This is a genomic window from Campylobacter sp. CH246 (assembly GCF_004378835.1).
Lineage (GTDB): Bacteria > Campylobacterota > Campylobacteria > Campylobacterales > Campylobacteraceae > Campylobacter_D > Campylobacter_D jejuni.
This window is the reverse complement of sequence record NZ_RYYA01000003.1, coordinates 151,621-162,351: the sequence shown is the minus strand read 5'-3', so window position 1 is coordinate 162,351 and position 10,731 is coordinate 151,621. Positions and strand designations below refer to the sequence as shown.

General features: G+C 30.0%; 12 protein-coding genes and 1 pseudogene. 6 read left to right on the top strand and 7 right to left on the bottom strand.

The features are described 5' to 3' along the window. Both ELQ06_RS08920 and pseI read right to left on the bottom strand, forming a co-directional pair. On the bottom strand, positions 1 to 134 hold a 134-nt coding region (locus ELQ06_RS08920; protein ID WP_134237468.1), incomplete at its 3' end, for a motility accessory factor. After that, positions 131 to 1,162, bottom strand: coding sequence for a pseudaminic acid synthase (pseI, locus tag ELQ06_RS03940; RefSeq protein ID WP_032583821.1), 1,032 nt, complete (start codon positions 1,160 to 1,162; stop codon positions 131 to 133). The genes pseI and ELQ06_RS08920, both read right to left, overlap by 4 nt. Before the next feature lie 257 nt (positions 1,163 to 1,419). On the opposite strand from pseI, the gene pseA reads away from it, so the two are divergent. From pseA to hisF, 3 genes are read left to right on the top strand one after another with little or no spacing between them, the layout of a single operon-like run. Continuing rightward, entirely contained in the window at positions 1,420 to 2,556 is a 1,137-nt protein-coding gene (gene pseA, locus ELQ06_RS03935; protein ID WP_002784894.1) for a pseudaminic acid biosynthesis protein PseA, read from the top strand. Next, entirely contained in the window at positions 2,553 to 3,158 is a 606-nt protein-coding gene (hisH, locus tag ELQ06_RS03930; RefSeq protein WP_002864311.1) for an imidazole glycerol phosphate synthase subunit HisH, read from the top strand. The genes pseA and hisH overlap by 4 nt, the downstream gene beginning before the upstream one ends. Continuing rightward, the gene (hisF, locus tag ELQ06_RS03925) at positions 3,159 to 3,905 is read left to right on the top strand and encodes an imidazole glycerol phosphate synthase subunit HisF (protein ID WP_002864312.1); all 747 of its coding nucleotides are present in this window, start codon (positions 3,159 to 3,161) and stop codon (positions 3,903 to 3,905) included. Here the strand turns inward: hisF and pseH are convergent. The 3 genes from pseH to pseF are packed head-to-tail and all read right to left on the bottom strand — an operon-like array spanning position 3,870 to position 5,846. Then, entirely contained in the window at positions 3,870 to 4,343 is a 474-nt protein-coding gene (gene pseH / locus ELQ06_RS03920; protein ID WP_002781802.1) for a UDP-4-amino-4,6-dideoxy-N-acetyl-beta-L-altrosamine N-acetyltransferase, read from the bottom strand. The genes hisF and pseH overlap by 36 nt on opposite strands. Beyond that, on the bottom strand, positions 4,340 to 5,164 hold the full coding sequence (gene pseG, locus ELQ06_RS03915; protein WP_002777694.1) for a UDP-2,4-diacetamido-2,4,6-trideoxy-beta-L-altropyranose hydrolase: 825 nt from the start codon (positions 5,162 to 5,164) through the stop codon (positions 4,340 to 4,342). The genes pseH and pseG overlap by 4 nt, the downstream gene beginning before the upstream one ends. Next, the gene (gene pseF, locus ELQ06_RS03910) at positions 5,148 to 5,846 is read right to left on the bottom strand and encodes a pseudaminic acid cytidylyltransferase (protein WP_002888925.1); all 699 of its coding nucleotides are present in this window, start codon (positions 5,844 to 5,846) and stop codon (positions 5,148 to 5,150) included. Before pseF ends, pseG begins: the two co-directional genes overlap by 17 nt. A gap of 91 nt (positions 5,847 to 5,937) precedes the next feature. On the opposite strand from pseF, the pseudogene ELQ06_RS08915 reads away from it, so the two are divergent. Further along, positions 5,938 to 7,151 (top strand): annotated as a pseudogene (locus ELQ06_RS08915) (DUF2920 family protein). Positions 7,152 to 7,172: 21 nt separating this feature from the next. Then, a complete protein-coding gene (locus ELQ06_RS03895) occupies positions 7,173 to 8,243 on the top strand; it encodes a hypothetical protein (protein WP_025399153.1) in 1,071 nt (356 codons plus the stop codon). Here ELQ06_RS03895 and ELQ06_RS03890 read toward each other — a convergent pair. After that, a complete protein-coding gene (locus tag ELQ06_RS03890; RefSeq protein ID WP_002777686.1) occupies positions 8,240 to 8,467 on the bottom strand; it encodes an acyl carrier protein in 228 nt (75 codons plus the stop codon). The two genes, ELQ06_RS03895 and ELQ06_RS03890, sit on opposite strands and share 4 nt — an antisense overlap. Before the next feature lie 39 nt (positions 8,468 to 8,506). Next, on the bottom strand, positions 8,507 to 10,015 hold the full coding sequence (locus ELQ06_RS03885) for an AMP-binding protein (protein ID WP_002843734.1): 1,509 nt from the start codon (positions 10,013 to 10,015) through the stop codon (positions 8,507 to 8,509). A gap of 60 nt (positions 10,016 to 10,075) precedes the next feature. Between ELQ06_RS03885 and ELQ06_RS03880 the strand changes: the two genes are divergently transcribed. Then, positions 10,076 to 10,731 (top strand): DUF2920 family protein (locus ELQ06_RS03880; protein WP_134237469.1); only part of this gene is annotated, 656 nt, incomplete at its 3' end.

The window sequence follows — 10,731 nt, the reverse complement described above, 5'->3', positions numbered from 1 at the left end:
TCTAGATTATCTTTACCTAAGATAAGTTCAAATTTACTTGATTTAATTTCTTTTAAACTTTCTTTTAAAAGAATATTGTTTAAAGCCTCAATGTTTTTGTTAAAGAGTTCTTTTTGGGTAGGGGTGAAGGTCATTGGAAATCTCCTTGTTTTAAAGCATCGCCAAATTTTATATCTTTACTGGCTTTTTTTCCTAAAAGTTCTTGATAAAATTTAGGATGTAGTCCAAAAGAAGGACGCACGGATTTTACATTTTCTTCGCTGAACATTTCACCTTTTTTGATATCCTTACTTGCATATAAGCTTCTTGCAAAAACACGGTTTTTAAGCACCTTTTCATCTAGATCTAACTTACCATCGCCTAAAGCACTTTCAGCTTGTCTTACTGCATCTACCATAGCTTTAAATTCATCAAAATCAAGACTAAATTTATTGTCTTCACTTTCTATGCTTTTATCTAACATAAAATGCTTTTCTATCACTCTAGCTCCAAGTGCTACTGCCATAACAGGGGCTAAAAAGCCAAAGCTATGATCACTTAGTCCCACTTCAACATTAAATTTTTCTTTTAAACTTACTATACCTTTTAAATTCATATCTTCTATGGCAGTAGGATAAGTTGAAGTACATTTTAAAAAGACTAAATCAGGATTTTTTTCTTCTTTAAAAATTTCACAGATTTTAAAAAGTTCTTCTTCTGTAGCAATGCCCGTTGAAACGATAGTAGGTTTTTTTTCTTTGGCGATTAAACGCACGAAATTTTCATCATTGGCTTCAAAAGAAGCGATTTTATAGGCTATAGGATCAAAGCGTTTAAGAAATTCTACATCTTCTTTAGCAAAGGGACTTGAAAAACAAAGTATGCCTTCATTTTGTGCGGTTTCAAAGATTTGAGAATGCCATTCATAAGGGGTTTTTGCACTTTCATAAAGCTCATAAAGTTTTCTTTTGTCCCAAAGTCCTCCTTTGATGATAAAATCTTCTTTATCGCTATTTAGTGTGAGGCTATCTGGAGTGTAAGTTTGGATTTTTATCGCATCAGCACCTGCTTTTTTGGCTGCTTTTATGCTTTTAAGTGCCATTTCAAGACTTCCTGCGTGATTTGCACTAAGTTCTGCTATGATAAAAACCTTTTTATCGGTGTTAAAATTTCCTATTTGCATACTTTTCTTTCTTTGGTAAATTTCCTGACTAAAATGATATATAATTATATTATATATTTCTTCAATTTATATATTTATATTATATAAATATTACAACTTTGTTATGATTTTGCTTGGTTTCATTCAAAAAATGCCATATGGATTTAAATTATAGAATTCATTCATTTTTTAATTTTTATATAATATAAATATATAAAATCATAAAATAAAATTTAATTATAACGATATATATATTTAAGACTAATTAAAGGAAATTTATGAAATTTTGTAAAAAATGTGTGATGCCAGATACTAAGCCTGATTTACATTTTGATGAAGAAGGTGTTTGTGATGCTTGTCGTTCTCAAGAAGCTAAAAATCAAAATATTAATTGGCAAGAAAGAGAAAAAGAATTTTTTGAGCTTATAAAAAAATACAAAAAACATCCTGTTTATGATTGTGTTATCGGAGTAAGTGGCGGAAAAGATTCTACTTTTCAAGTGGTTAAAATGCTTGAACTTGGACTTAATCCTTTGTGTGTGTGTTTTGAGCCTAGCGTACCTACGAAAATAGGGCGCAAAAATTTAGACAATTTAAATCATCTTGGCGTGGATTTGATCCATATCAAGCGTGATCCAAAAGTTTATCAAAAACTTGCCCGTGAAGCTTTTATAAGAACAGGGGATAATGAGTGGCAAAACCATTTGGGAATTTTTACTTCTGTTCCACGCATAGCGGTAAATTTTGGAGTGCCTTTGATCATCTGGGGAGAAAGTCCGCAGATAGAGTATGGCGGTCCTGCGAGTAGTAAAAATAAAAATATTTTAGGCAGAGAGTGGCTTGAAGAATTTGGCGGGCTTTTAGGAAATCGTGCTTCTGATATGCTTGGGGTAAATGGTATCACTGAAAAAGATTTGTTTTTATATACTTATCCAAGTGATGAAGAACTTCAAAGAGTAGGGGTTACTGGGCTATTTTTAGGGTATTATTTTAAATGGGATTATAAAAAAATTCTTGAAATTTCTAAAAAATATGGTTTTTTAACTCTAGATCATCCTGTTGAGACTACTTATGAAAATTTTGAAAATTTAGATTGTTATTCTAATCATGTGCATGATTATTTAAAATACTGCAAATACGGCTTTGGTAGAGCAACGGATAATGCTTGTTTGGATATTCGTTTAGGTTATATCAGCCGTGAAGAAGGGGTGCGTTTGGTACAAAAATACGATGGCAAGCCCCCTAAAAAGGCTATTAAAAAATACCTTGAATTCAGTGGTTTTAGCGAGGAAGAATTTCAAAAAATAGTAGATTCTTTTACCAATAAAAAAATTTTTAAACGTGATGAAAATGGTAAATTTATAAGAGATTATGATGGTTCTTTGGTAAGAAAAGACGAGTGTGTTTTAAAATGATAGCGCTCATTGATTACAAGGCGGGAAATTTAAACTCTGTTGCTAAGGCTTTTGAAAAAATAGGAGCTATAAATTTCATAGCTAAAAATCCAAAAGATTTGCAAAAAGCAGATAAATTGCTTTTACCTGGAGTGGGATCTTTTAAAGAAGCGATGAAAAATTTAAAAGAATTTGGTTTTATAGAAGCTTTAAAAGAGCAAGTTTTAGTACAAAAAAAACCTATTTTAGGCATTTGTTTGGGAATGCAGCTTTTTTTAGAAAGGGGCTATGAAGGTGGAGTTTGCGAAGGACTTGGTTTTATAGAAGGTGAAGTAGTCAAATTTGAAGAGGATTTAAATTTAAAAATCCCACATATGGGTTGGAATGAGCTTGAAATTTTAAAACAAGTTCCTTTGTATCAAGGCATAGATAATAAGAGTGATTTTTATTTTGTGCATTCTTTTTATGTGAAATGCAAAGATGAGTTTGTAAGTGCTAAAGCACAATACGGACATAAATTTGTTGCATCTTTACAAAAAGATCATATTTTTGCTACACAATTTCACCCCGAAAAAAGTCAAAATTTAGGCTTAAAACTTTTAGAAAATTTTATAAGGCTTTAAATGTTAAAAACTAGAATTATCCCTTGTGTTTTGTTAAAAAACGGACAACTTGTTAAAAGTATAGAATTTAAAGATTTTCGCACTATAGGGCATTTAACTTCAACAATGAGAATTTATAATGCACGCAATGTTGATGAGCTTATTATCTTAGATATAGATGCTTCAAAAAGTGGAGAAATAGATTTTGAAAGTATAGAAGATCTTGCTAAAGAATGTTTTATGCCTTTAACTATAGGTGGCGGGATAAAAACCCTTGAAGATATACAAAAGATTTTAAATTTAGGTGCGGATAAAATTTCTATCAATTCTAAGGCCTTAGAAGATATGGATTTTATAAGTAAAGCGGCTAATCGTTTTGGTTCTCAATGTATAGTTTGTTCTATAGATGTTAAAAGAAAAGGAGGGCAATTTTGTGTTTATGACAGGGGAAATTTACTTGAAAAAAGTCCTTTAGAACTTGCTTTAGAATATGAAAAAAAAGGAGCTGGAGAGCTTCTTTTAACCTCTGTGGATTTTGAAGGAAAAGCAAAGGGTTATGATTTAGAACTTTTAAAGATCTTTCAAAATAAACTTAAAATTCCTCTTATTATCAATGGAGGACTTAGCAATCCAAGTGATGGAGTTAAGGCTTTAAATTTGGGTGCTGATGCTTTAGCGGGTGCTTATATTTTTCATTTTTCTAAGTATACCCCTAAAGATGTAAAAGAAGAATTAGCTAGGCAAGGCTTTGCAGTCAGATTGCTTTAGGCAAATATGGTAAAAATCTTTATCTTCATCATAAATAGTAAAATGATTTTGTTGATATAATTTTAAAGCTTTGCGATTGTCTTTGAAAACATAAGCTTTAAGAGTATTTACTTTTAAGTTTTCAAAAGCGTATTTTATAATTTCATTCATTAAAATTTGTCCTACGCCTTTTAAATTAGGTTTTGCGTAAAGTCCAAATTCGCAAGATTTAGTTGTGATATTGACAAAATCAATTACGCCGATAATCTGTTCATCTTGAAAAACTAAAAAATATTTTTTGCTAGAATCTTGATGTAATTTTTTTAAAAATCTTAAATGTTCTTCAAAATCAATATATTTTGTTTTCATAAATTGATTGATATCGGGGTGATTGCGCCATTTAAAAATCAGCTCTATTTCTTGAGAATTAAGTTCTGTGAAATTTTTAAGTTTTATCAATACTTATACTCCACTTCATACCCTTTTTTAGCAAGCCAAGTTGCTGTAGATTCTTGATTTTTAACATAACAAATAGCTTTGAAATTTGCCTTTAAAAGCAAGGCTTCATTGACTAAAGAACTTGCACTAATGATGAGTTTATTGCTTTCATTCATCAATTTTGCAATATTTTCATGATCGATAAATAATCTAATATTGTTATGTAATTTTGCAAATTTTTGCAATTTTTTAAGATTAGGATTAGAAGAGCTGGTTACAATGCTGATGATTTTTGTTTTAGGTAATTCGCTAGCAATTTGTAAAGAAAGGTTTTTTATATCAGTTCCACCCATGCAAATGAAAAAATCATATTTTTTTTCTCTATTTTCTTTGGCCTCTTGATAAAATTCTTCCCTGATTAAAGCATAAGAAAAACCACATCTTACTTCGCATTTAAAAGGCACTAAACCTTCATAATCACTTGCTTTTGCATAGGCATTGACATTGAGTAAAATATCACAATGATGAGGCTTTATTTCATCATCAAAGCTTAGAATTTTCACCCCTGTTTCAAGCTTGATCAGTTTTTCATCATCTACGCTGATGCCATAGTGATCAATGATAAGAAGTTCAAATTTTTCTTCTTTGATGAGATTGATAAGTTCGTAAATGCTTTCACTATCAAGCTCATAAACAGGATAAGGAATTTCATCGATCAAAGAGCCTTCTAAAGGCAAACAAGCAAAACTTACATCGCTATATTGTTTAGCTAAGACTAGATCGCGTTTAATGTGTCCAAAGCCTATTTGACTGGAGCTATCGCTTCTAAAAAGCACTTTCATGATTTGCCTTATAAAGTATTTTTGCAAATTCTAAATCTTGCATGGTATCTATATCGTAAACTAAATTTCTTGGCAATACAAATACACTAGAATGAGGTTTAAACATAAAATCTTCTTCAAGCCAAGCTTTACTTGTGCCAAAATAAAAAGCTCCTGCATCGTGATAAGCTTTTGTTAAGTCTTGTGAACGACTTTTATAATGTTTTTCATCAAACATATAAACTTGATTATTCTCATTTAGATAAAAAGCCCTTTGTATAGGATACTCAAACTCAGTGGCGGCAAATAAAAACTTGCTTTCATTTTGTATAAATTTTTCATAAGCTTGTTTTAAAATGTTTTTATTTAAAAGCGGAGCAGTAGCATAAAGACAACAGACATGATCATAAATTTGATTTTGGCTTTGTAAAATTTCTATGGCATTTTGCACTGCAGCAGTGCTTGAAGCATAATCATCGCTTAAATTTTTATCACGCACAAATGGAGCTTTTGCACCGTATTTTAAGGCTACTTCTATGATTTCTTCATCATCGCTTGAAAGCACTACTTCATCAAAAATGCCTGAATTTAAAGCATTTTCTATGCTATAAGCGATTAAAGGTTTACCTAGAAAATCAATGATATTTTTTCTAGGAATTCTTTTTGATCCACCACGAGCAGGGATGATACAAAGATTTTTCATAGTTAAGCCTTGTTTTTTGTGTTTTATTTTACTAAAATTTAAGTATAATTGTCTTTAAAATACAATAAAATAATGCAAACGGGGTGGAATAATGCTCATAAATCAAACCTTTGAAATTGATTCTTGTGATGATGTAGAATTAAATATAAAAAGAACTAGCAAGCTTGAATACCGCATTAGTTATGATGATGAAAAAGAGATTAAAGCCATAGTTTTTATAGTGGGTGGTTTTGGAGCTAATGCAAATATTTCTTTTTTAGATTTTGATAGGGAATATATTGCTAAAAATTTTGATGTTGTAGTGGTACATGTTTTTTATCATTGTTTTTGTGCAAGACAAAGTATTGATCAAAAGTATAATCCAAAGCTTATTCCCAATCAAGATGATTTAGAGCGTGTAAATGGCATTTTAAAAAATATTAATTTAGGACATTTATCGGTTAATAAAGATAATTTTGAACAAATTATTCCTCTTATAGAGCAAAAAGTTAATGAAATGAAACAAGCAGGTTTGGTTGATGAAAGCCAAAAAATAGAACTTTCTTGTGATTTTATCCCACCCAATGGAGATTATCAAAACTATGGCGTTATGGCAGCTATTGATCATATCAATGCTTTAAAAGATTTAGTTAAACGTTTTCCAGAATTTGCAGATTTACCAAAAATTTATGGGGGGGGTCTTATGGAGGATACCTATCTTTACTCATAGCAAAAATAGCTCCTTGGTATGTGGATGGTGTGATTGATAATTCAGGTGTTTGCTTGCCATTTTTGGCGTGCATTTTAGGAAGAGAAATGAATCAAGGGGAATTTTATTTCGAAGGAAGTGGTTATAGACTTTATTGTTTTGTATATAAATACTGGAATAGAAATATGAATTCTTCTTATTATTTTGGTGATGAAAATTATTTAATCAGAGCAGTTTTAAATTCAAACCATCTTCAAATTCAATCAAATTTAAATAAAAATACCATTTTTGTAAGCTATCATAGTATACAAGATATGGGTGCGCCAGTGCAAAATAAAATAGAACTTTATAAGTGTTATCAGGAATTAGGATATGATGCAACTTTACATTTAATAAAGGATGAAAATGATATAGATGGTAGATTTGTAAAAAGTTTAGAGCATGGACTTAGAATGACTGATAGGGCTTTATTTAGAAAAGAACTTCCTTTAATGCTTGAAAAACTACAAGGAAGAAAATCTTTTATGCAAGAAAATTCTATCTCTTATCCTTGTGGGAATAAAGTATTTGTGTTTAAGGATTTAGAAGATAAATTTGAGTTAGAGATGATAAATTAAAATAAAGATAAAGGATATAAAATGACAGCATATTTACATATAGGAACTACTAATACAGGAAATCAAGAAAAACAAGGCTTCTTGATGCAAAACGAAGAAAAGCTTTTGCAAAAAGCTTATATTTACCCAAAAAGTCTTAGAGTGGCAAATAGGCATTGGGCTTTGGTGGATATGGTTTTAGAATTGGTTCAAAAAGAAGATATTTTAAAAAAAGAGAGTGTTTTAAGTCATATCACAAATGAAAGACTTCTTAGAGCTATAGAAAATTTTAAAAGTGAAAGTGCTTTACATAAAGATAAAAAATTTATTTTTTCAGCTGAGGGTATAGTTTGGGATTTTTCTACCAAAAAACATGTAGAAATTTTAGAAAAGATTATGAGAGAGTTAGGTTTTACTCAAATTTATATTATTGTGTATTTTAGAGATACTTTGGGTTATTTAAACTCACATTGTTCTCAAGATCATAAAAACAATATGGGGTATTATTCTGCTGATTTTGCTCCGCAAGATCATCCTAGAAAATATATTTTTGACTATGAATGGATTTGCAAAACTCATGCTGAGGTATTTGGAGAAGAAAATTTGATAGTAAGACTTCTAAGGGAGGATTATGTAGGAGGGACTTTACTTAAGGATTTTGTTTATCATTTAGGACTTGAATGGGATGAGAGTTTTGTTTTAAAACAAACCAAAAATGAAAGTTTTAATCTTTTAGGAATGGAGCTTATGTCAAGATTAAATCAAAAAGATTTAAAGCAGGATAATCTTAATTCTTTGCTTTTTATGGCAAGAAGAAAATTTGAAGGCAGCAAAGAAAAAAGATTAAAATTTGCAGTGCAAAAAGATATTGCTAAAGCTTATGTGGATTATTTTGCTTCTTCACTTGAATGGGTAAAAAACAAATATTTCCCGCATAAAAATTCTCTTTTTGCTCCTGTAAATTGGGAAGAATACGAACAAAACTATACTTTAACTCATACACTAAGTAAAGATTGGGATGATGTGGCGGATTTTATAGCACAAATTATTGTTTCTAAAAATGAAATCATCAGTTCTTTAAAAGAACAGCTTGAACTTGCAAGGAAAGATTAGTCTTTCATTGCAGTTTCAAGCATTTTTTTGATATTTTCAAAGCTTTCAAAATTTTCAGGTGTGATAAATTCTGCTTTTAAGGGTTTTTTATAAAATTTTTCTATTTCGGCAACCAAAGCCATGATATCGATACTATCGATAAAATCTTCACTTACTAGATTTTCCATACTCTCATTGATATCTGTTCTTTCTATATTGATAAAAAATTGTTTGATTTCTTGCATTTTTTCTCCTTTAGTTTTTTGAAATTATAAAATATTTATTTAAACAAGTTCTTTTAAAACCTTTCTATCAATTTTACCATTTTGATTAAGCTTAAATTTGTCGAGTTTAATAAAATTTTTTGGGATCATATAAGAAGGTAATTTATCTTTCAAAAAATCTTTAAAATTAATTTCTTCTTCACTTTCATAAAAACAAATAATATCTTCTTTAAAAATACAAGCACTGTTTTTAATATTCACATGAGAATTTATCACGCTTTCTATTTCTCCAAGTTCTATTCTATGTCCCATATATTTTATCTGATTATCTGCTCTTCCGTAGCATAAAAGCTCTCCAAATTCATTATAAGAAACGATATCTCCTGTTTTATAGAGTAAATCTAAATAATTATCATGTAAAGGATTTTGAATAAAAGCTTGTTTGGTTTTTTCTTTGTCATTATAATACCCTAAAGACAAAGAAGTTCCACGCACGAAAAGCTCCCCTTTAACACCTATTTGTTTAGGACTTATGAAATTCATATTTTCATCAAAAACTAAAAGTTCTGTGTTTTTGCACGCTTTTCCTATCGGTAAAAGTTCTTCATCTTTAAAAGTGCGATTGATGATATAAAAAGAACATACATCAGTGATTTCTGTTGGGCCATAAAGGTTGGCAAATAAGGCATTGGGTAAGTGTTTACGCCAAATATTGAGCTGTTTATTGGGCATGATTTCACCACAAAAAAGTATCTTTTTTAAGGCGTTTAAACTAAAATTATTCAAAGCTTCAGTATTTGCAAAATAAATCAGCACCGAAGGTACCCAAAATATAGTGCTTACTTTTTCTTTTTCAAGGCATTCTAAAATTTTATTTGGAAAGGCAAAAAGATGATTAGGTAAAAGGTGTAAAGTCGCTCCTGATTTTACACTTGAAAAAATATCTAAAATGCTATTGTCAAAATAAAATGGCGCTTGATTGGCTAAAATTTCATTCTCATCAAATTTAAAAGTCTCACACACCCAAAAAGTATAATCAATCACACTCTTATGAGCTATGCTTACTCCTTTAGGAATGCCTGTGCTCCCACTTGTAAAGAAAACATAGAGTAAATTAGTATCTATGTGTTTTTCTTTAGCATGCTTTATTAAACTCTCATCTATATTAAAACTTTCAAAGTCTTGTGTATAAAGCGTAGGTAAATCTAAGTTAAAATTTAAGTCCTTTGAAGTGATAAAAAGTTTAGGCTTTAAAACTTCTATGACTTTTTCTACTCTTTCTTTAGGACTTTTTTCATCTAAAAGTGTATAAAAATTTCCACTGAGTGCCACTCCAAAAAATGAAATCAAACAATCAATCCCTTTAGGCAAGATGATTAAAACAGGAACTTGAGTAGGATTATCATTTTTTAAAGTTTTTAAAATTTCACTGGCTAGTTTTTTAGAAAAAAGATCAAAGTCTTTATAAGTGATTTCTTTTCTTTCCTTGGCAAAGGGTTCTACAAAAGCAGTTTTTTCGCTAAATTTGATTAAACTTTTTTCTAAAAAATCATAGATGTGAGTTGTCATGATTTACCTTTTTAATTTTTTGTAATATAATATCTATAAATTAATAAAAAAGGCCTTTATATGCTCATAAATCAAACCTTTGAAATCGATTCTTGTGATGATGTAGAACTTAATATCAAAAGAACTTCAAAACTTGAATACCGCATCAGTTATGATGATGAAAAAGAAATGAAAGCTATAGTTTTTATCATAGGAGGTTATGGGGCTAATGCTAATATACATTTTTTAGATTCTTATAGAAATTACATAGCTAAGAAATTTGATGTGGCAACGATAAATGTTTTTTATCATTGTTTTTGTCAAAGACCCTCGGATGTGGAGAAATATTCAACGCTAGCAGATTTTACAAAAGAAGATTTAAGACTTATGGAAAAAGTACTTTGTAAATACAATATCCCATGCGATCAATTGGCCAACAATACTGTGGTCAGTCATTGTGAATATTTAAGTGAGATTATGACAGAATTGAAAATGTTAAATCGACTGCCCTATGATTTTGAGGAAAGATTGAGTGCAACTTACATCCCTTCGGATGGAGAATATCAAAATTTTGGCATTATGGCAGCTATTGATCATATCAATGCTTTAAAAGATTTGGTTAAACGCTTTCCAAAATTTGCAGATTTACCAAAAATTTATGGGGGGGGGTCTTATGGAGGATACTTAGCCTTGCTTATAGCTAAAATAGCCCCTTGGTATGTTGATGGCGTGATTGA